This window comes from Paenibacillus durus ATCC 35681 (assembly GCF_000993825.1).
In the GTDB taxonomy this organism is placed as follows: domain Bacteria; phylum Bacillota; class Bacilli; order Paenibacillales; family Paenibacillaceae; genus Paenibacillus_AQ; species Paenibacillus_AQ durus_B.
In genome coordinates, this window is sequence record NZ_CP011114.1 from 4021824 (window position 1) to 4040448 (window position 18625).

The window sequence follows — 18625 nt, forward strand, 5'->3', positions numbered from 1 at the left end:
CGTTTACAGCTGCGGACGCTGCTTATGGTAATCGGTATGCTGTTCATAGGCGTGCGCGACGCGCAGCACCGTGCTCTCATCAAATTCTTTGCCGATAATCTGCAGCCCGACAGGCAGTCCTTCGGCAAAACCGCAAGGAATGCTAACGGCTGGAATACCCGCCAGATTAACCGGAATAGTCAAAATATCGTTCAAATACATGGTAAGCGGGTCCTCGGTCTGAGAGCCGAGCTTGAACGCCGTTGTCGGGGCGGTCGGTCCAATTACCACGTCATACTTCTTAAATACTTCATCAAAATCCTGCTTGATCAGTGTCCGTACCTTCTGCGCCTTCAAATAGTAAGCATCGTAATAACCCGAGCTTAGCGCATACGTTCCAAGCATAATCCGGCGCTTGACTTCCGGGCCGAAGCCCCGGCTGCGCGAATTAAGATACAGATCGAGCAGACCGCCGCCCTCGTCGACACGCACGCCGTAGCGCACCCCGTCGAAGCGGGCCAGATTAGAGGAAGCCTCCGAGGAAGCCAGCAGATAGTAAGTCGCTACCGCATATTCCGTATGCGGCAGGGAAACCTCTTCCCAGACCGCGCCGAGCTCTTCCAGCACTTTAAGCGCAGACAGCACGGTCTCGCGGACGGAAGCATCCACGCCCTCGCCCAGATATTCCTTAGGCACGGCAATGCGAAGACCTTTGATGTCTCCGGTAAGGGCGCTCAAATAATCGGGAATGTCGACCTTGGCGGACGTGGAGTCCTGGGCGTCATAACCGGCAATCGCCTGCAGAACGTAGGCGGAATCCTCAACGGTCCGCGTTAGCGGCCCGATCTGATCAAGCGAGGAGGCAAACGCCACGAGGCCGTAACGGGAGACAAGGCCGTAGGTCGGCTTCAGGCCGACAACGCCGCAGTACGAAGCGGGCTGGCGGATCGAGCCGCCGGTGTCGGAGCCAAGAGCAAAGAACACCTCGCCCGCAGCCACCGCCGCGGCAGAGCCGCCGCTGGAGCCGCCCGGGACGCGTTCCAAATCCCAAGGATTTCGGACCGGCCCGTAGGCCGAGTTCTCATTCGAGCCGCCCATGGCGAACTCGTCCATATTCAGCTTGCCGATTGTTACGGCGTCCGCCTGGCGCAGCTTGGCGGCAACGGTCGCGTCATAAATCGGCTGGTAATTATCAAGAAAACGGCTCGCGCAGGTCGTGCGCAGCCCTTTGGTCACAATATTGTCCTTAACGCCGACAGGCAGCCCGAAGAGCAGCCCCCGGGACGCTCCCGAAGCGAGCTTGTCGTCCAGGGCACGGGCATCAGCGCGGGCGCCTTCTTCATTCAGCGTAAGAAAGGCGTTCACCTTATCGTCCAGCCGCGCAATAGCGGACAGCGATTCCTCGGTCAGCTCGCTGACCGAGGCTTGCCCCGCATGCAGCATATTATGTAATTCGGACAACCGATATTGAAACAGGCTCAAAATGTCATCTCCCTACCTATTTAGATTATTCCAAAACCGCCGGAACTTTGAACTGTCCGTCTTCTTCTTCCGGCGCGTTAAGCAGTGCTTCCTCAAGCGAAAGGCTCTCCTTCACGACATCCTCGCGCATTACATTGCTGACATGCAGCACATGAGTCGTCGGCTGAACGCCTTCCGTATTAAGTCCGCTCAATTTCTCCGCATATTGTAAAATGGCGTTCATCTGCTCCGTAAACATAGCCTCTTCCTCCGGGCTTAAATGTAGACGGGCCAGACGGGCCACATGCTGCACATCCTTGACGGTAATGCTCATTTTGGGAATCCCTCCTGTTTAAAGGGCTAAAGCGCCCGGATAACGTTACTAATTATATTGTAGAAACGTGGACAATTCAATGCGGTTATACCAGCAGATGTAGGGAACAACCCCTCACAGAAACCGATGAAAACAAGAAAAGCACCGATGGGTGCTTTGGTAAAAGGCTGCTGAATCCCTCTATAGCCAAGACTCTGATATTACAAAAAAAACCGGCTTGCGCCGGCTTTCTTTAAATCCAGGCCCGAAGATTCACCTGCTTGATGAATTCCGCCTGGGACATGTTCTCCTTGGGACTGGTCTCTGCATCTTCCGTCTGCTCGGCCTCACCGTTCATCAATTGGTAAAACAATTTCTCGTTGTGCGTGGACAATGCAAAATCAATCAATGCTTCTTGCGTAGTTCTCTCCGCTTCCTCAGTGAGCAGATCCGCTTCCGTCTCAACGTCTTCCGCCGTGACGTAAAAGTTCCGGTTCGCCTGAGGGATGCGAATGACATAATCAAACGCATTATCAGGATTACGGTCGTAAGCAATCACGTATCCATAGTCCCCGATAGGAAGATTCTGCTCGAAAGCGTCCGCGACAATGACAACCTTTTCTCCTAAACGCAGCATCGCCCTACCTCCTGAGCCAATATCTTTCGTGTTGTGCTTTTTCACAGTCTACTAAAAAAAGATAGACATGTCTACAGGAAGAAACGGCGCAAAATTGAAAATATACGTAAAAATATGAAATTGAAAAAAAGTTGTTACATTTTGCAGCGGGGCCTAGAACCGGGGCAGTTTGTTACGGCCAAAGAGAAGCGAAGCACCCAAAAAGCAAAGAACAATCAGCGCGATCCCCGACAGTACCGGAAAAACCCAAGCATACGCAGCGGCCCCCTGCTGCATAAGCGCCTCCGCGGACAGCTGCGGCAGAGCGGCGGGCGACCAGCGCAGCGGCCGGGGAAGCAGCGTATGCAGCAGCGCCAAACCCGCTGCGGCCGCGAGCGATAGAAAGGCAGCCGCCGGAGCGCGGAGACAGGCGCTGAACAGCAGCGTAAAAGAAACCACGCACAGAAGCCATAATCCGTACAGCGCCGATGCCGCCAGCACCGCACTCCAGGAGAGGCCGCCGATTAATCGGACGGTATAATAGCCTGCACATGCGGCGCCCAGCCCCAAAGACAACGCGAGCAGGGTCAATTGCGCCAGCCATTTAGCGGAAGCGGCGGCAAGCGGAGTCAGCGGCCTGGCCAGCACCAGTTCTGCGGTTCCGCCCTCCCGCTCGCCAGCAAAGCTGTTCATTGCCGAAAGCGCGAGCACCAGCAGGCCAACCATGCCGTACTGCCCGAGCGATTTGACCATGGTCTCCGCCGCGCCCGGCAGCTTATACAGTTCCAGCATCCCCGGAGGCACATCACCAGACATTTTCAGAATCTCGGGCATATAGTAAGCCGAAATCGGCTGCATGATGCCAAGGATAATGAATACGACCGGTATCCACAGCAGCTTGTAGCTCCGGGTCATCTCCAGCATTTCTTTACGGTAAAAAAACCAAGCGCTTCTCATCCTCCCACCGCCTCCATAAATACATCCTCCAGCGACAAGGAACCGGCTTCGAAACGCAGCAGCGGAATTCCGCGCTCCGCCGCCTCACGGAGAATCACGGACCTTGCCGACTCCATGTCTTCCACCTTTAGAAGCACGGAGCCGTCAGCTTCCCTACGGCCCTCAAGGATGAAAGAACGGGTGTGGAGTGACTCCAGCCACTGCAAGGCTGCCTCCCGTTCTTCTACGCGCAGAGTAATAACCGGCCTATTGTACTTCAATCGAAGGGAAGACAGCGTTCCGTGTTCGGCAATCCTTCCCCGGTTCATCATGATAATGTCGTCGCATACTTCTTCGGCATCATGCAGCACATGTGTAGAAAAAATCACGCTCGTCTCTCTGCCGATTTCCCGCAGCAGATCCATAATCTCGCGGCGGCCGATGGGATCTAGCGCCGATACCGGCTCATCCAGCAGCAGCAGGCGCGGAGCGTGGACAAGCGCCTGCGCAAGCCCCAGGCGCTGCTTCATGCCTCCGGAGTAGCCGCCGATCCGCCTTTTTGCGGCATCTTCAAGCCCCATCCGCTCAAGCATGACGGCAGCCCGGCCCGCTGCCTCTTTCCCGCCCATGCCGCTAAGTCTTGAGGCAAAGTGCATATATTCTTCCCCGGTCATCCAGTTATAAAAAGAAGGCGACTGGGGAAGATACCCAATCTGCTTGCGGTAATCCTTTCCAATCGGCTTACCGTCGAACAAAATACTGCCCCGGCTGGGGTCCAACAGGCCCGCAAGCATGCGCAGCGTGGTCGTCTTCCCTGCGCCATTGGGTCCAAGCAGGGCGACACAGCGCCCCTGCTCCATATCAAAGCTGATTCCGTCCACAGAAGTTTGCCCGTGGAAAACCTTGTGAAGCCCCGAAACTTGCAGCAGCGGCGGCATTATTCTTTCCTCCCTATCGTAAAATAGACAAGGCTGCCAAGCAGATTGCCAAGCAAAATAATAATTGCCCACATCCACTTCGGTCCGCGTACACTACGCGCCCTGGCCAGTGACACGAGTCCGATGACGGCCAGCAATCCCTGCAGCGCAAAAAGCGGCCATAACAACGACAGATCGAGTGTCTTCATACCGTATTCCACCCTTGACCCTTTATTTTCTGATCTTCTTATCCTGTTCCGTGATTTCCTTCTGTTTCCGGCGGTATTCAGGAAATACAACAAGCAATAAGTAGAGAATCGTCGGCAGCGGAAACGTTGTCATCCCCCATAGGCCCCAGAACCAACGCCATCTCCCAAGGTCGCGGGCGGTGCGGAACAACAGCGTACCCTGGGACATCAGCAGTACAGCCAGGACGGTCCAAGCCCAAAGCGGCAGATTGGAATGCTCTTTCATCTCCATTCACCGCGCCCTTTCCGTCCAAGACGTATTACGAGCGCTATTATGCCTGCGATGGGAACAAGCCCCTGGATCATCCAGTACAGCGGCGGCGCAGAAGTAATCGCCAGCAGCGACAACCCCAGAAGAAACAGAGAGATAAGCCAGAACAACAGCCACTCCTTCAACATGCGGCGCCTATGTCTTTCGGACGCGGCAATCAGCTGCGCCTGAAGCTCGCCAAGCGAAGGCGGTGCAGCTTCATTGGCATATACACGGTCCAGTTGTTCCAATCCCGCTATAAGCTCCGGCAGCGCAAATTCAGAGGATGCGTGATCCTCCGCCGCCCTTGCCTTGCCGTCCTTGTCAGGTGTTTCCCCCCATTGGCTGCCGTTATCCGGCCCGGTATTATCCTTAGTCATCCTCTTTCAACTCCTCTCGCAGCTGCCGCAGTCCATACGCCGCGCGCGACTTGGCCGTCCCTTCGGGAATTCCCAAAATCCTGCCGATCTCCCCGTAGCTGTAGCCGTAATAATGTTTAAGCAGTAGCGCTATCCGCTGCGGCAAGGGAACTCGGGACAGGGCATCCAGCACATCGCTCCACTCTTCGCCCTGAGCTTCGAACCGCCAGCGGATCGACCGGATGCCCTTTTCACGCCGAATCCATTCTTCTTCCCGGCTTCGCCGCCTCATCCTGTCGATATACAGCCGGGTCGCGATCGTAATCATCCAGGAAGAGAAAGAAGACGAGCCGTTGTATAACGCGATCTTTTCCATACATCTGACTATCGTATCCTGGGTAACATCTTCCGCCAGCGCGGGGTCCATCGTCAGCTTCAGCAAATACTTATACATAAAGGAATAATGATTCTGAAGCAGCTGCGCCAGTGCTTGACGGTCACCTCGCTGCGCCTTGCGGATGATTTGAGATTCCTCGTCGCTCATCGGTTCTCCCGCCGTTTATTTTTTTCATATGTAATACGTCTGGCCTGAACGAATCGTTCAAAGGCTTCATGAAAAAATTATAACTGGTCTCTCTGGTGCTCCCACAACCTGCTCCGCCACGGCTGCCTGACTCCTCTTCCTTGCGGGAAGCTCCAGAATAAAGAGAGGGTTGGCTGTGGTGTAACGGATTCACTGTCATCCCCCGTGCTATCATAGGCTTCCGCTTCCTCCCGGATACTGCCCGGCTCGTTAGATACCGCATGCTTACCAATACATTTATTTTCTTCATCACCTGAAAGTGGGGGGTTACCGCAGTATTCCCCGTAATCAAGAAGATGGCGTATTCTGCTCTTCAACAAAAGCTCCTCCGTTCGATCTTCACCTTAAAAAAGACAAAAAAAGAACGCAAACCGGGATGATTCCGCAGTCTGCGTGCTTCGCTTAGGTAAATGTTACATTTAATTAACGTCATTGTAGCAAGTTTGTATCCTTTTGTCTAGCCTATTTCTCGCTTTTTGTCGATCACCGTTGTCTTCTGTCAAGACACATAAGGATTGTTCGCCCGTTCGAAACCGATCCTTGTGCGCGGGCCGTGTCCCGGATGTACAGTGACATCGTCATCCAGCTTGAACAGCTTGCCCTGAATCGAATCCAGCAGATCGCGCTCTCTTCCGCCCGGTAGGTCAGTCCGCCCAACCCCAAGTCTGAAGAGCACATCGCCGGCGAACAAGTCGCTTCCGCACAAAAAGCTTACGCTGCCCGGAGAATGTCCCGGGGTGTGGAAGGCGCGGAACGTATTCCCTATCAGCTCAAGCGTCTGTCCTTCGTCCAGATCGAACTCGGCGGGGTCCGTCGTAATCGGAGGCGACACGTTCGGCCACATAAGCGAGCCGTTCAGTTTGGCGCTTGTCAGCCAGTCGCTCTCCAAGGCATGGAGATAGACCGGGCAGTTCTTCAGCTTGCGAATTTCGTCAACGCCGCCGATATGATCAAAATGCGCATGCGTCAGCAGAATCGCCTCGATCTCCATATCCTGAATGGCCCGCACAAGCGGGGCCGGGTTCATGCCGGGGTCGATAATAATGCCTTTGGCAGGGTTCGCTCCCGTCAGCAAATAGGCATTGGTCTGCAAAGGACCAAGACTAAAACTCCGAATGTTCAACATCGCATTAAAACCCGGAAATCAGTTCGCGCAGTTCCTTGGCGATCACTGCCTGATATTCCGTTCCTTCCCCGTAGGCTTGGCCCATCGCCTTGCGGACCTCCGCGATTTTACCTTCGTAGTCCGGAGCCTCTCGGTCCGGATTCTCTTTTTTGAAATCGTTCATCAGCTTCTGCACATGCTGCGGGCGCGGACCCCAATGTCCCAGAACATGCCCGCCCGTATCCGCGATAATAACAATCGGCACGGCGCGTCCGCCCATCGTCAGATAATCGTCCATCACATCCTGATTATCTTCCAGAATAAGCACTTCCGCCCGGATGCCCGCCGTCTCAAAAATCCGGAATACCGCAGGCACATTGCGGACGACGTCGCCGCACCAGTCGGCGGCCAAAATAAGCGAGCGCAGATCGTCGCGGTGGTTAAGGCTTTCAAAAAACTCCCGGTCGCTCTCGTCCTGCCAGGAAAAAGCTTCATACCATGATTCAAATGCCTGCTGATTCTTCGTCATGCCCTCCACAAATTGACGGGGCGTCAGACCCTGTCCGAATTTGGAAGCCAGATTTTGCTTCATGCCGCATTCCCTCTTTTCTTTTTGGATTGGAGCCACTTGAACAGAAAATAAACGACGATCAGCGCGATGGCGCCGATGATGATTTCATGCGTATACGCAGCGGCTTTTTCGTCAATATTCTTCCAATTTTCACCCAGGCTCATGCCGAGATAGACAAACAATACGCTCCAGGGAATAACGGCCAGCGTTGTGAGCACAATAAACCGCCAAAGCGGCATACGGGAAATTCCCGCAGGGACGGAAATGGCGTGCCGGACCACCGGTATAAACCGCGCCGTAAAAATAACGCCCGTGCCGTACTTCTCAAACCAGGCTTCCGCGTGGTCGATATGATGCTTTCTGATTAAAATGTATTTGCCGTACCGCTCCAGCACCGGCCTGCCGCCGTAACGTCCGATCCAGTACACGAAAATCTGCGCGATAACCCCGCCTATCGTACCGAAGAGAACAGCCCCGAAGAAATTAATCTCTCCCAGATGAACCAAATAACCGCCGTAGGCCAGGACGATTTCGCTGGGGATAACTTCAATCATAAGTCCAATCATAATACCGAAGTAACCTAGACTCTGAATCCATTCGAACAGCTGCGAGACAAAATCAGAAATGACATGCAACTCTCGTTCCTCCTCCCGTTTTTTTCGGAATGCTATCCGCTCGCCCAATGTATAACCCCGGCTCCCGCTCGCACCCTTGTCTATGCAGTAGGTTTCTACTATTAATTTATTCTAGCATAGGGATGCTTACGACTTCTAGTTTGGTGGGTGAGAAGGCATGGAAACGATTGACAAATGGGAACGTTAATAATTATTATATATTTAAGCAATTATCTAAATATCGAAAGGTTATTGAAAGTGATGAACGAATCCTTTAAAGCACTGGCCGACCCTACACGTCGGCAAATCATCCGCCTGCTGCGTGACAAGGATCGAACCGCCGGGGAAATCGCTGAATACTTCAACATGTCCAAACCGAGCATTTCCCATCATCTGAACGCCCTTAAAACTGCGGGACTCGTACAGGACGAGCGGCAGGGACAGTTCATCCGGTACACGCTCAATACCACCGTTCTGGAAGAGGTGCTCGGCTGGCTGCTGGAGCTTACGGGCGGCGTTCAGGGCAGAAACGGGAAACAGAAAAAGCGAGGAAATTAAAATCGGCAAAACCGGAAGACGGATCTTCCGCCCGCTCTTAGGAGGATGAAGCGATGAAAGATTTTAAATGGAAATGGCAGGATACCTTTGCCGTTGCGGTGGGTCTGCTTACGGTCGGCTTCGCGCTGGTCAACTATCACCGGCTGCCCGCGCAGCTCCCGGCCCATATCGGTATATCGGGAGAATTCGACGGATTTCAGAGCAAAGGCTCGGCAATTTTGCTGTTTGGCGGACTTGGAGTTCTGCTGCCGGTGTTGATGCAGATTACGCGTCCTCTTGATCCGAAAAAAGAACGTTACGCCAAATTCGAAAATGCTTATGCGATGATCCGTCTGGCCATATCCCTGATCTTCGACTCCGCGCTTGCCGCTTCCGTATTATACGGGCTTGGCTTCTCCTTGCCGAGCTCCAGAATTGCGATTGCCGTGTTGGGAGCGGCCTTTATTGTCATCGGCAATTACATGCCGCAGGTCAAGGACAACTACTTCCTCGGCGTGAAGACGCCATGGACGCTGGCCAGTCCCGAAGTGTGGCGCAGGACCCACCGTCTCGCCGGAGTACTCTGGGCAATTGCGGGCATCATTATGATCATTAGCGCGTTTCTTCCTGGAAAATGGTTCACCTATACGATGATCGCCGCGCTGCTGTTTGCGGTTGTACTCCCTTGTGTATATTCATGGCTGGATTACCGCCGTTTAAAAGCATAGGCTTCGGCCACCGTGCGTTGTTCCTTCAGCCCTGAGGCCTCCCGCTTCAGGGTTTCCATTCGATCGTGAAGGGCGCGGGCTTCGGCTGTGAACCGGAAATTCCGGTCGTTATGCCAGGCTGTTCCCGCCGTTTCAGCCGCAAGCAAAAAATACTGCCTCAGCAGTTCTTGCCCCATCTCCGCGCAGCGCAGCGCTTCTCCCCCGTCTCCCTCCGCCAGATGACGCTCACCCAACGTCAACATTCGTCCTACGGCTTCTGTCCGTTTAATGTAATTAAAGACGTCAAGCTGCTGGCTGCGGCGGAGCCAGTATAATGCTTGGCCCGAAGGTCCTTCCTCCGAGACGGCTTCGGCCATCGCCCAGCTCAGCGCCGGATTTGCCGGGGAATAACGAAGGGCTGCTGTTAATATCCGCTTCCTCTGCCCCGGTTCAAGAAAAGAGGACAGAGCTAAAGCGCTCTTCGGAGACAGCGGGTTCCAGGAGAGCGACCGTTCCAGCAGCGCAAGCGTCTCCTGCGGCTGGCGGGCCGATGCCGCAGCGCGGTACAGCGCTTCTCCCTGGTATGCCCGGAAAGACAGCAGGCTGAGTGTAAGCAGCAGACAGCAGGCTGCCGCCGCCGGCAGTTTCCTTATAGTGGATTCCGGGTTATGGGGGCGGATATCGGCCGGGCGCTCCGCAGCAAAATGATCCCCAGACGGAAATCCTGGAGTTAAACATTTAGCAGGTAAAGGATCTGTGAGCAGAGGCTTCGGGATTAAATATTTACCAGCAGATGAACTTTGACCGGAAAGCCTTCTGGCCCTGACGGCCTCGGCTCTGGCCAGCGCGGGCAGCCAGAACAGCAGCAGCCAGAACAGGCCGTAGCTCCAGTCGAAATCGACGGCGCCGTGCAGGATGATGACGAGAAACGGAGGCAAGAGCCGCCGCGAGTGCGTCTTGATCAGCCAACCCGCCGCCGCGAGGCTTAAGGCGGCGGCCGCTGCTCCGATCACTCCGACATTCAGGAGGAGATCGAGGTATCCGCTGTGCACCTGGCTGCCCACATAGGGGCGGGACTGGACAGCGAGGTAGGCGCTGCGCCAGGTCTCCCCGCCCCGGCCCAGCCAGGGCGCCTCCGCCGCGAACCGCAGAGCGTCGCGGTACATCAGTCCGCGCGCGGCGACCGTCGAGGACGGTCCCGTTCCCCGCGCGCGCACAAGCGTCAGGACGGCGGCTCCGCCCGCCGTCCAGGCCAGCGCCGCCAGCGTGAGCGCGGCGGCGCGCCCCCGGCCGGCCGCATGCTGCGCGCGGCGGCCCAGCCACAGGCCGGCGGCCAGCGCGCCGGCCCAGAGCCCGGCCAGCAGCAGGCCGGGCAGCGGAGCCGCGGGCAGGGCAGCCAGTCCGCGGTAGAGCAGCGCCGCCGCCGCTAGGGGGGCGGCGCCAGCGGCGAGCAGCGGCAGGGCAAGCCGCCGCTGCAGGGGCAGGGCGGCGGCGGCAGCGCAGGCCGCCGCGAGCCACGCGCCGCGCGACTCGCTGAGCAGCAGCGCGGCGGCGTAGGGGAACAGCGGCGCCAGGCGAAGCAGCTCGCCGCGCAGCGACCCTTTGGCCGGGACGCGGCGGCTAACAGGCCCCGGCTGGGCCATCCTCCGCCCCACGCCCTTTCCGCTGTAACCCACACTGCCTGCCTCTTCACCCTCCCGGCCGGGCCGCTCGCTATTCTCATCGGCATAGCTCTGAGCGGCCGCGAACAGACGCTCCAGCAGAAATACAGCCATCGCCGCGCCGAAGGCGTTCGGATACTGCAGCAATCCTCCAAGCCTTGCACCCGAGGCGCTGACTTCGGGCGAGGCGCTGTGAAGCACCGCATACGGGATCGGAAGCGCCCCGCAAAAGGACAGCAGCCCGCTCAGACATAAAAGCATGCCCGCCGCGTGCCAGGCTGCCGAGAGCATCCGGCCTGCGTTGGCACCGGACGCTGCCTTCCAGGCCAGTATGGCGAAGCTGCCGCAGCCGCTCCAGCGCAGCAGTTCATTCACAGTTCCCTGTACCGACAGGGGACCTCTCAGCCATGCGGCGGCATACAATGCAGCCATGATCACCGGACCGCCCAGCATGACCGTCCGAGCCCAGCTCTTTTTTCCCGCAAGCTTGCTCTCCTTTCCCCGTTCTAAATCTCCTGCCAGACTACACTCCACCCTCTGCGCCTTGCCCAGACCCCCTATCCCTCCGGGCCGCCGCTCATCCCCCTTATGGAGACGGCTTGCCGCAACAGCTCCGCAGAGCAAGAACCAGACGGTCAGAACAGGATACCAATCCTCGGAGAAAAACAGGCCACGCTTCAGCCAAGCCGCAGCCCCAAGTCCCGCGGCCATGACCGCGCATATATCCGTCAACTGCAGCTTTGCAGCCCGCCTTCCGTACCCGCCGCTCTTTCGCATCGCATTGTCTCCCAAATGGTTGATAGCTTCATTGTTTCCGGTTTTCCCCCTTGGGAAACAACATAACGCTGTACCCGCTCGAAAGGCCCTGAAACCGAAGTTCCGCGGCTATTCCAATAAGCTTAGCGAGTGGAAGGAAGCGGGCAATCAACCTCAACGAACGGCATAAAAAGAAGAAACGGCTGCGCCGTCCTCGCAGGAGAAGGTTGCCCGTTTCTCTTAGAAATATAAGGCCAGATATATGACAATTATAATTTTTTCTCGAAGCCTTCCATTGGTGCAAGCTCTGTTTCATAACTCGTCTGGGGGTCACCGTCTGTAGTGAAGCGCATTACTTCTCGAAACGAATCTTTGAGATACATCTGCATAGCTAGCGGAATACGCAGCTCGTCCAGTTCAAACGGCGAAAGCTCGTAGCGAATACTTTTTAAATCACCGGCTTGCACTTTTTGCACCCATTTCGGTTCACGGATAAGCTCTCTGCCTATTCCTACCAGGGTTGCCCCGCTTTGAATTACAGCTTCCGCGTCCTCCGGCCGTTCAACCGAGCCTCCTCCGATCAACGGTTTGCTATGCTGCAATGCCTTTACAAATTTTTCAAGGACAGGTTCTTTATCTGACGTTTCATTCAAGGAGGTACGCTTGTAGCTTCCGATTGACAAATGAATGTAGTCAACAGGGGTGCTTACCAGAGCTTGGGCAAAGGCTAATGTATCTTCGAGCCGAATCCCGGGGGTTTCCAATTCTTCGGGAGAAAGACGGTATCCCAGGATAAAGGGTCTGTCGGCATGGGCCTCAATGACAGAGGAAACCTCATGGATAACCCTTAGCGGAAACCTCATGCGGTTTTCAAAGCTGCCTCCCCACTGATCTTGCCGCCGATTGGAATGCTCAGAGAAGAATTGCTGTAAAAGATACGTATTGGCCCCGTGCAGTTCAACTCCGTCAAACCCCGCTTGAATAGCGCGCAATGTTGCCTTGCCGAAATCCTGAGTGATGCTTTCGATTTCATCGTGGCTTAACTCGCGAGGCGTCTCCGAATCTTTGGGATACTCCGCAGCAACCGGACTTGCGCTTACAGGTTGTGAGCCTCTCAGAACCCTGGAATTTGCCTTGCGGCCAGCGTGGAAAATTTGGATTATGGCCTTGGTGCCATCCTTTTGAATGGCTTTCGCAATTTTGGACAATCCTTGGACATTGCTATCATGGGCAATGGACAGTTCGCCTTCAAAGCCTTTGCCGCCCTCTGTAACGTAAGCCACGCCTGTAATAATCATGCCTGGTCCGCCCGCTCTTGCAGCGTAATACTCCACTTCATCTTGGGTGATGGAGCCGTCAAAAAAGCTGGACATGGTGGTCATTGGTGCCATGACGATACGGTTTTTCAATGCAAGGCCTTTGGCCGAGAAAAGATAAGGTTCCAGAAAATGCTGTGCACTCATATTGGCTCTCCTTGTTATAGGGAATTTCCCCGTGATTGGTTTTCGGGATGATTATATTACCTTTGTATGTTATAAAGAAAGTATGCACTTTAAAGGTAGATACTATCAAAAAGGAGAGTAAATGATGATAAAAGAGGAAAATACGGTAGATGTTAGACCGTTTGCTTTTGCGATGTCATTAATCGAGGGAAAATGGAACATGTATATTTTGTTTTGGCTATGGAAACGGGAAGTCATGCGATATGGAGAATTGAAAAGGGAACTCGGTAAGATTACACATAAAATGTTAAGCACTCAATTAAAACACCTGGAAAACAACAATCTTATTGTCCGCAAGGAATATCCGCAAGTACCGCCTAAAGTAGAATATTTTCTTTCACCTAAAGGTTTAACCTTGATGCCTGTGTTGGAGTCACTGTGTGCATGGGGGAAGGAGCATACTACGGACAAACAACAAGAAGAAACGGCTGCGCCGTCCTCGCAGGAGAAGGGCACCCGTTTCTCGTAGAAATATAAGGCCAGCGATAAGCGCGAAGCTTATAAAAAACAGCCTCCCACACAGAAGGCTGCCCGTTTCCCAACCGGGATCGGCGTATATCCTTTACGGAAATTTTCAATGGATCTTCGGGACGGCTGCTTCCCCCGGAAGCAGGTCGGTACACGCGCGCTCCAGATAAGGCTTCGCTCCCAAAAAATCGCGGAATGCCGTATACTCGCGCCATTTGGCGCCTGCATCGCCGCTCTGCTTTTTACCGCGCGGATCAATATATTTTTGGGCGTGTGCTCCATGTCGATAAATTCGAGCAGTTGGGTGCGGTAGCCCATGAGGTCAAGCAGCTTCGCCCGGATTGCGTCGGTCGCCAGAGCGGAAAAGCGCTCCTTGAGAATGCCATGCGACAGCAGCGGCTCCATGACTTCATTCTCAATCTGGGCAAACAGCTCATGCTGGCAGCAGGGAACCGACAGGATCACCGAGGCGCCCCAGCGTACCGCTTTTTCCAGCGCGGCATCGGTCGCGGTATCGCAGGCATGCAGCGTCACAACCATATCCACCCGGTCCAGCTCGTTGTACTCAGCAATGTCGCCGACAAGAAAACGAAGCTTATCATAGCCCAGCTTGTCCGCAAGAGCGCCGCAGTGAGCAATGACATCGGCTTTGAGATCGAGTCCGACAATGTTCAGCTCCCGCTTTTCCCGGACGGCCAAATAGTGATACAGCGCAAACGTCAGATACGATTTGCCGCAGCCAAAATCGACGATCGTCAGCGGCCTGCCCGCCGGGAGAGAAGGCAGCACGTCCTCCACCATCTCAAGAAAGCGGTTGATCTGGCGGAACTTGTCATATTTCTTGGCATGTACCTTTCCGCTGTCGTTCATTATGCCAAGCTCGATGAGAAACGGCACTGGCTCGCCCTCCTCCAGCACATAGCGCTTGCGCCGGTTATGGGAGAGGTCGTCGGCCGCTTTTTTCGTCGGCGGTTTGGTCAGGATCGTTACTTTTTGCTTTTTGCTGATCAGCACCTGGTAATCCGCTTCCTCTGTGCAGAGCAGTCCCTGGCGGAAAATATCGCCCAGCAGCGATTCCAGCTCATCCGCCGCGGAATCAGCGGGGATATTTCTATGCTCCACCTGGGTGCCGGTATAGTAAGCAAACTGGTAATGCAGTCCATTTTTTAGCTGCACGGGCTTGACGACTACCTTGGTGTAAGTGGCGCCTTCCTTGTTACGAAGCTGGCTCAGGGTCCCCGTAATCAGGGAACGGCCAGCGATTATACGTTCAATCAGAGTATTCAGGGATTCCACAATCATAACCCGCTTTCAAGTTTTTAAAATGGAGCCAGGAGCATATTCGCGGCTGACGGATTGATCCCTCTTGGATTCCTCATTAGGGCCGGGCATGAAACAATCCGCTGACAACCGTCACCGCGTGTCCGGACAGGAAGACTTTGTCTTCGGTTAATCTAAGCCGGAGTGTCCCGCCTCGGCGGGACGCCTGGTAAGCGGTCAACTCTGTACGCTTCAGCCTGTCCGCCCAGAAGGGAGCCAGAGCCGTATGCGCGGAGCCGGTTACGGGGTCTTCGTTCACGCCGATGCCGGGCGCAAAGAAACGGGAGACAAAGTCGATCCCCTCCCCGCCGCTTTCGGCGGTTACCGCAATGGCACGGGGCGGCAGACTTTTCAGTGCGGCAAAATCCGACTTAAGGTTCGAAGCACAGCTTCATCCCGGAGGCGGACCAGCGCATTATCGGCATAGAAAAATACTTCCTTAATATCTCTCTCTTCCACTCCGAGCGCGGCGGCCAGACCCGGTAAAGGCTCCGCCGGGACCAGCTTGTATGCGGGGAAGCATAGCGTTATGAGGTCGCCTTCCCGCTCCGCCGTAAGCACACCGCTCAGGGTGTAAAATTCCGCTCTCTTGTCACGCGGAAGGCGTCCAGTCTCCCATAGTGTATGGGCGCTGGCGAGCGTGGCGTGCCCGCACAGCTTCACCTCGGCCGCCGGCGTAAACCAGCGCAGCCGGTAGCCTCCGTTCTCCGGCCACAGAAACGCCGTTTCCGACAGATTCATTTCCGCCGCCGTCTGCGACATGAATGGTTCGGAGGCGGGCTGCTCCAGCAGGCATACCGCAGCCGGATTGCCGGCAAAGGGATGCTCGGTAAAAGCATCGACGATATAAATGGGAACGCTCATTGGATACCTGCCTCCTTCGTCTCTCTATTCAGCTTCAACCATTCCTGCCGTCCTTGTCTTACTTCTTCCAGAGGGAGATTGCCCCGTTCCAGCTCGGCGGGATCTTTGTCAAGCAGCCGATCATACAGCTCCTCGCCTTCCTTCGCGACCGGCTCGCCCTGCTCCTTCAGACGGTAGAGCGAATCCTCCGCCTTTCCATAACGGCCGATGGATTCCATGTAGGACATGAGAAGCCGCTCGGTCTTCGCCGGAAGGCGGTACGCTTCCACATTCTTCAGACAATCGTCAATCTCCTCCGGCAGGCCCAGAAGCTCGCGGTCTGCGCCGTGAAGCGCGGCATACAGATACAGGTGCAGCGCCTTCATCATCCTCGGCAGCGCTTCGGGGATCTGATCCGCTGCGGCATAAATGCTTCCTTCCTCATAAAGCAGGCGGGCCATCCCCTGCAGCTTGTCGACTTCTATTCCTCCGCCGAGGCGGAATATTTCGATAATATCCTCTACGGACAGCGAATTCAGCAAGCGGGAGTTCAGTCTGAAATGCTTGTTCAGCAGCTCGTCAACCTCCCATAACGCTTCCGTGGTCTTGCGCTGCTGTTTCAGATCGAATACCTTGGCGATCATCGCCGTCATGTCCTCAATCATCCGAACGATATAATCTCTGCGGAACATCCGCTTTTCCTCCCTCCACAGCATAGCTTCACACGCCTTATCTTAAACGATTCCCCTGCGTAATTCCACCATCCACCGGCGCCCGGAATTTGAAACGGAGAGGCCGATTCCCAGACCTTTTGCGAAGGGCTTGATTTGGGATGATTGCCTGCAATGACAAATTGGAGGAGGCAGCGGATTTTCCTGCCCGGCATGAAAGCTAAAGGGATTTTAAAGAGCATAGCTGAAGTGGGGCGGATTCGAGGACCAGATGTACTGTGGAATGATCAGGGCAGATGTTGAACAAACAGAAGGCATGCGAAAAAAGAGGGCCTCTCGCCCTCTTCTTAAACAACAGCCGTCATCTTACCAGGACAGCGGCAAAATCTTTAATCACATCGGCAAGCTGCTCCGGCTCTTCAAACAGGCTCATATGGCCTGCGCCGGAAATGACCGCCTTCGTTACGTTCCGCTTGTCCGAGGTGAAGGTCCTCTCCACCGGTACAAGACCGTCCTTCTCCCCTGCCACAAGCAGCACCGGCAGCTCGCTGGCCGATATCACATCGCGCCGGTCGGGACGCTCGCGCATAGCCAGGGCAGCTCCAATCGCCCCTTGGGGCGGCGTCTTAAAGCCGATTTCCCGGGCGCGCTGCAGCAGCTCAGGCGAGGACTCCGTCGTCTCCGGCGCGAACAGTCCGGGTACGAATCCATCCACAAAATCGGTGATTCCCTGGGACCCGATCGCAGCGACCGCCTTGAGCCGCTTCTCCTTCGCCTCGATGCTGTCCGGGTAGGCTGTGGAATGAATCAGTCCAAAGGCAGTCAGGCGCGAGGCATAACGCTGAGCGAACGAAAGTGTAATATACCCGCCTAATGAATGGCCCAGCAGCGTAACCTTAGGAATGTCAAGAGCATCCAGCAGCGAAAGCACGTCATCGGCCATTTGCTCAATCGTATAGGCGCCAAGCGGCGCATCGGAAGAACCATGCCCCCGCAGGTCGGGCGCAATGACGCGGTAGCTTCCGCTCAAAATCGGGATAACCTTCTCCCAGTATTCCGCGCTGCCGCAGAAACCGTGAAGCAGAACAATAACTTCACCCTGCCCTTGATCACTGTAACTAATGTGTACTCCTTCACGACGCACTGTTTCCATGACAGCCTCCTTCTTTCTTCTTAAATAATTACCCAATGATCTACCTAATTGGGTAGTATTTATTTAAGCCAAACGAGTGAAATTGAAACGCCTTCAGCGTAACAGCCCGAATCCCTCAGCCGCTGCGGCGGCAATGGTTCCCGCCATGCCTATCACACGGTGCAGCGGCGTAGTCTGAAGCGTCCGGTACGGCTTCGGTCCGCTAGCGTCAACGACGGCGGCCAGGCTGTAATGCCCTACTGCGGGCAGGGCCAGCCCTACGGATTTAGCCGGATGCAGCGGTTCCATGGAGGCGTAATAATAACCTACGGCCGCGTGCGGACCAAGGCAGGCATCGACGGCGATCACGATATGCGCCGAAGGAATTTCAGCCATCCTTTTTGTCAGATTATCCGCATCGCATGGGAACGGAAGCGTGCCGATCACATGGGGAAATCCGTATTCCAGCAGCCGGGTTCCCGTTAACGGTCCAAGCGAGTCTCCGGTGGAACGGTCGGTGCCAACGCACAGGAAGGTAATCTCTTCCGGCTTATGCAGCCCTTCGATTTCGCGAAAGAAAGCAGTCAAGCCTTCGGCATCCACCTTTCTTTTGCCGCTCCCCTGCCCCTGTTCCCTGATTGCCATGCCTGTGTTCCCCCCTTTGGTAGTGTTCTTATGGAAGCATGCCACCGTCACCGCGTCACCGTTCTAGCAGATAGCCGCTTTTTCCATCCATTCTACATTAAATTAATTTCATCGACAAAATATGGTGTCCCCAGCGTTAACCATGGTAAAATACATAGATTAACGCGCAGAAAGGAAGAACGTGAACTTTATGGATCTATCGACCCCGAGCCAGAGCAATGTGGAATATATGATCGAAAGCATTAAGACCAAACTGAAAATGGCCAGCGCCGCCGCCATGCAGTCCTCCGCCTTCTCGCTGGACAAATATGAAGACATCCGGGATATTTACGAAGTCGTTATGGATAGCGACAGACTCAGCATCTCGCAGGTGGAGGCTCTCGTCTCCGAACTGGGACGCTTGCGGAAATAAAAACGGCGCACCCAGCGAA

Annotated in this window: 24 protein-coding genes; 4 read left to right on the forward strand and 20 right to left on the reverse strand. The window is 55.2% G+C overall.

The annotated features are described in order from the left end of the window. Positions 1-3 precede the first annotated feature (3 nt). The 12 genes from gatA to uptA form a co-directional block, all read right to left on the reverse strand. A complete protein-coding gene (gatA, locus tag VK70_RS18815) occupies positions 4-1461 on the reverse strand; it encodes an Asp-tRNA(Asn)/Glu-tRNA(Gln) amidotransferase subunit GatA (RefSeq protein ID WP_025700780.1) in 1458 nt (485 codons plus the stop codon). Positions 1462-1486: 25 nt separating this feature from the next. Next, positions 1487-1774, reverse strand: a complete 288-nt coding sequence (gatC, locus tag VK70_RS18820; protein WP_025700779.1) for an Asp-tRNA(Asn)/Glu-tRNA(Gln) amidotransferase subunit GatC — start codon at positions 1772-1774, stop codon at positions 1487-1489. Between the two features lie 232 nt (positions 1775-2006). Beyond that, positions 2007-2390 (reverse strand): hypothetical protein, encoded by a 384-nt coding sequence (locus VK70_RS18825; RefSeq protein ID WP_025700778.1) that lies wholly within the window; start codon positions 2388-2390, stop codon positions 2007-2009. Positions 2391-2543: 153 nt separating this feature from the next. After that, a complete protein-coding gene (locus VK70_RS18830; protein ID WP_025700776.1) occupies positions 2544-3326 on the reverse strand; it encodes an ABC transporter permease subunit in 783 nt (260 codons plus the stop codon). Continuing rightward, the gene (locus VK70_RS18835; RefSeq protein WP_036643291.1) at positions 3323-4243 is read right to left on the reverse strand and encodes an ABC transporter ATP-binding protein; all 921 of its coding nucleotides are present in this window, start codon (positions 4241-4243) and stop codon (positions 3323-3325) included. The genes VK70_RS18830 and VK70_RS18835 overlap by 4 nt, the downstream gene beginning before the upstream one ends. After that, positions 4243-4431 (reverse strand): PLD nuclease N-terminal domain-containing protein, encoded by a 189-nt coding sequence (locus tag VK70_RS18840; protein ID WP_025700791.1) that lies wholly within the window; start codon positions 4429-4431, stop codon positions 4243-4245. The genes VK70_RS18835 and VK70_RS18840 overlap by 1 nt, the downstream gene beginning before the upstream one ends. A gap of 22 nt (positions 4432-4453) precedes the next feature. Then, positions 4454-4702 (reverse strand): hypothetical protein, encoded by a 249-nt coding sequence (locus VK70_RS18845; RefSeq protein ID WP_233277707.1) that lies wholly within the window; start codon positions 4700-4702, stop codon positions 4454-4456. Then, positions 4693-5100, reverse strand: coding sequence for a YxlC family protein (locus VK70_RS18850; protein ID WP_025700771.1), 408 nt, complete (start codon positions 5098-5100; stop codon positions 4693-4695). Before VK70_RS18850 ends, VK70_RS18845 begins: the two co-directional genes overlap by 10 nt. Continuing rightward, the gene (sigY, locus tag VK70_RS18855; RefSeq protein ID WP_025700770.1) at positions 5093-5623 is read right to left on the reverse strand and encodes an RNA polymerase sigma factor SigY; all 531 of its coding nucleotides are present in this window, start codon (positions 5621-5623) and stop codon (positions 5093-5095) included. Before sigY ends, VK70_RS18850 begins: the two co-directional genes overlap by 8 nt. A gap of 538 nt (positions 5624-6161) precedes the next feature. Further along, entirely contained in the window at positions 6162-6788 is a 627-nt protein-coding gene (locus VK70_RS18865) for an MBL fold metallo-hydrolase (RefSeq protein WP_025700767.1), read from the reverse strand. Between the two features lie 4 nt (positions 6789-6792). After that, positions 6793-7359, reverse strand: coding sequence for a thioredoxin family protein (locus VK70_RS18870; protein WP_025700765.1), 567 nt, complete (start codon positions 7357-7359; stop codon positions 6793-6795). Then, entirely contained in the window at positions 7356-7973 is a 618-nt protein-coding gene (uptA, locus tag VK70_RS18875) for an undecaprenyl phosphate transporter UptA (RefSeq protein ID WP_025700763.1), read from the reverse strand. The genes VK70_RS18870 and uptA overlap by 4 nt, the downstream gene beginning before the upstream one ends. Before the next feature lie 240 nt (positions 7974-8213). Between uptA and VK70_RS18880 the strand changes: the two genes are divergently transcribed. Together VK70_RS18880 and VK70_RS18885 are read left to right on the forward strand one after the other, a co-directional pair. Beyond that, positions 8214-8510 (forward strand): autorepressor SdpR family transcription factor, encoded by a 297-nt coding sequence (locus VK70_RS18880; RefSeq protein ID WP_025700762.1) that lies wholly within the window; start codon positions 8214-8216, stop codon positions 8508-8510. A gap of 53 nt (positions 8511-8563) precedes the next feature. Then, entirely contained in the window at positions 8564-9217 is a 654-nt protein-coding gene (locus VK70_RS18885) for an SdpI family protein (RefSeq protein WP_025700760.1), read from the forward strand. Here the strand turns inward: VK70_RS18885 and VK70_RS26680 are convergent. Together VK70_RS26680 and VK70_RS18895 are read right to left on the reverse strand one after the other, a co-directional pair. Then, positions 9196-11634 (reverse strand): O-antigen ligase family protein, encoded by a 2439-nt coding sequence (locus VK70_RS26680; RefSeq protein WP_052756017.1) that lies wholly within the window; start codon positions 11632-11634, stop codon positions 9196-9198. The two genes, VK70_RS18885 and VK70_RS26680, sit on opposite strands and share 22 nt — an antisense overlap. A gap of 248 nt (positions 11635-11882) precedes the next feature. Then, the gene (locus VK70_RS18895) at positions 11883-13076 is read right to left on the reverse strand and encodes an NADH-dependent flavin oxidoreductase (RefSeq protein ID WP_025693966.1); all 1194 of its coding nucleotides are present in this window, start codon (positions 13074-13076) and stop codon (positions 11883-11885) included. Between the two features lie 121 nt (positions 13077-13197). On the opposite strand from VK70_RS18895, the gene VK70_RS18900 reads away from it, so the two are divergent. After that, the gene (locus VK70_RS18900) at positions 13198-13584 is read left to right on the forward strand and encodes a winged helix-turn-helix transcriptional regulator (RefSeq protein ID WP_046723623.1); all 387 of its coding nucleotides are present in this window, start codon (positions 13198-13200) and stop codon (positions 13582-13584) included. A gap of 29 nt (positions 13585-13613) precedes the next feature. On the opposite strand, the gene VK70_RS18905 is transcribed toward VK70_RS18900, so the two are convergent. The 6 genes from VK70_RS18905 to yyaC form a co-directional block, all read right to left on the reverse strand. Continuing rightward, positions 13614-14879: a class I SAM-dependent methyltransferase gene (locus tag VK70_RS18905; protein ID WP_411431682.1), complete on the reverse strand. Its 1266-nt coding sequence runs from the start codon at positions 14877-14879 to the stop codon at positions 13614-13616. 82 nt (positions 14880-14961) lie between these two features. Continuing rightward, positions 14962-15258: a PhzF family phenazine biosynthesis protein gene (locus tag VK70_RS29020; protein ID WP_324608002.1), complete on the reverse strand. Its 297-nt coding sequence runs from the start codon at positions 15256-15258 to the stop codon at positions 14962-14964. Further along, positions 15255-15767, reverse strand: a complete 513-nt coding sequence (locus VK70_RS29025) for a PhzF family phenazine biosynthesis protein (protein ID WP_233277708.1) — start codon at positions 15765-15767, stop codon at positions 15255-15257. Before VK70_RS29025 ends, VK70_RS29020 begins: the two co-directional genes overlap by 4 nt. Next, complete coding sequence (locus VK70_RS18915) at positions 15764-16438, reverse strand: DUF6483 family protein (protein WP_025696781.1); 675 nt, start codon at positions 16436-16438, stop codon at positions 15764-15766. The genes VK70_RS29025 and VK70_RS18915 overlap by 4 nt, the downstream gene beginning before the upstream one ends. Positions 16439-16778: 340 nt before the next feature. After that, complete coding sequence (locus tag VK70_RS18920; RefSeq protein WP_025696783.1) at positions 16779-17570, reverse strand: alpha/beta fold hydrolase; 792 nt, start codon at positions 17568-17570, stop codon at positions 16779-16781. A 93-nt stretch (positions 17571-17663) separates the two neighbouring features. Next, complete coding sequence (gene yyaC, locus VK70_RS18925; RefSeq protein ID WP_046723624.1) at positions 17664-18194, reverse strand: spore protease YyaC; 531 nt, start codon at positions 18192-18194, stop codon at positions 17664-17666. Between the two features lie 190 nt (positions 18195-18384). On the opposite strand from yyaC, the gene VK70_RS18930 reads away from it, so the two are divergent. Further along, complete coding sequence (locus VK70_RS18930; protein ID WP_025690018.1) at positions 18385-18606, forward strand: DUF1128 domain-containing protein; 222 nt, start codon at positions 18385-18387, stop codon at positions 18604-18606. Positions 18607-18625: the final 19 nt, after the last annotated feature.

Coding starts and splice junctions, on each gene's coding strand:
- VK70_RS18885 (WP_025700760.1), top strand. CDS start 8,564: ATGAAAGATTTTAAATGGAAATGGCAGGATACCTTTGCCGTTGCGGTG.
- VK70_RS18930 (WP_025690018.1), top strand. CDS start 18,385: ATGGATCTATCGACCCCGAGCCAGAGCAATGTGGAATATATGATCGAA.
- VK70_RS18895 (WP_025693966.1), bottom strand. CDS start 13,076: ATGAGTGCACAGCATTTTCTGGAACCTTATCTTTTCTCGGCCAAAGGC.
- VK70_RS18835 (WP_036643291.1), bottom strand. CDS start 4,243: ATGCCGCCGCTGCTGCAAGTTTCGGGGCTTCACAAGGTTTTCCACGGG.
- VK70_RS18865 (WP_025700767.1), bottom strand. CDS start 6,788: ATGTTGAACATTCGGAGTTTTAGTCTTGGTCCTTTGCAGACCAATGCC.
- VK70_RS26680 (WP_052756017.1), bottom strand. CDS start 11,634: ATGCGAAAGAGCGGCGGGTACGGAAGGCGGGCTGCAAAGCTGCAGTTG.
- VK70_RS18920 (WP_025696783.1), bottom strand. CDS start 17,570: ATGGAAACAGTGCGTCGTGAAGGAGTACACATTAGTTACAGTGATCAA.
- VK70_RS29025 (WP_233277708.1), bottom strand. CDS start 15,767: ATGAGCGTTCCCATTTATATCGTCGATGCTTTTACCGAGCATCCCTTT.
- VK70_RS18850 (WP_025700771.1), bottom strand. CDS start 5,100: ATGACTAAGGATAATACCGGGCCGGATAACGGCAGCCAATGGGGGGAA.
- yyaC (WP_046723624.1), bottom strand. CDS start 18,194: ATGGCAATCAGGGAACAGGGGCAGGGGAGCGGCAAAAGAAAGGTGGAT.
- sigY (WP_025700770.1), bottom strand. CDS start 5,623: ATGAGCGACGAGGAATCTCAAATCATCCGCAAGGCGCAGCGAGGTGAC.
- VK70_RS18845 (WP_233277707.1), bottom strand. CDS start 4,702: ATGGAGATGAAAGAGCATTCCAATCTGCCGCTTTGGGCTTGGACCGTC.
- VK70_RS18915 (WP_025696781.1), bottom strand. CDS start 16,438: ATGTTCCGCAGAGATTATATCGTTCGGATGATTGAGGACATGACGGCG.
- VK70_RS18870 (WP_025700765.1), bottom strand. CDS start 7,359: ATGAAGCAAAATCTGGCTTCCAAATTCGGACAGGGTCTGACGCCCCGT.
- VK70_RS18900 (WP_046723623.1), top strand. CDS start 13,198: ATGATGATAAAAGAGGAAAATACGGTAGATGTTAGACCGTTTGCTTTT.
- VK70_RS18880 (WP_025700762.1), top strand. CDS start 8,214: ATGAACGAATCCTTTAAAGCACTGGCCGACCCTACACGTCGGCAAATC.
- VK70_RS18825 (WP_025700778.1), bottom strand. CDS start 2,390: ATGCTGCGTTTAGGAGAAAAGGTTGTCATTGTCGCGGACGCTTTCGAG.
- VK70_RS18840 (WP_025700791.1), bottom strand. CDS start 4,431: ATGAAGACACTCGATCTGTCGTTGTTATGGCCGCTTTTTGCGCTGCAG.
- VK70_RS18830 (WP_025700776.1), bottom strand. CDS start 3,326: ATGAGAAGCGCTTGGTTTTTTTACCGTAAAGAAATGCTGGAGATGACC.
- gatC (WP_025700779.1), bottom strand. CDS start 1,774: ATGAGCATTACCGTCAAGGATGTGCAGCATGTGGCCCGTCTGGCCCGT.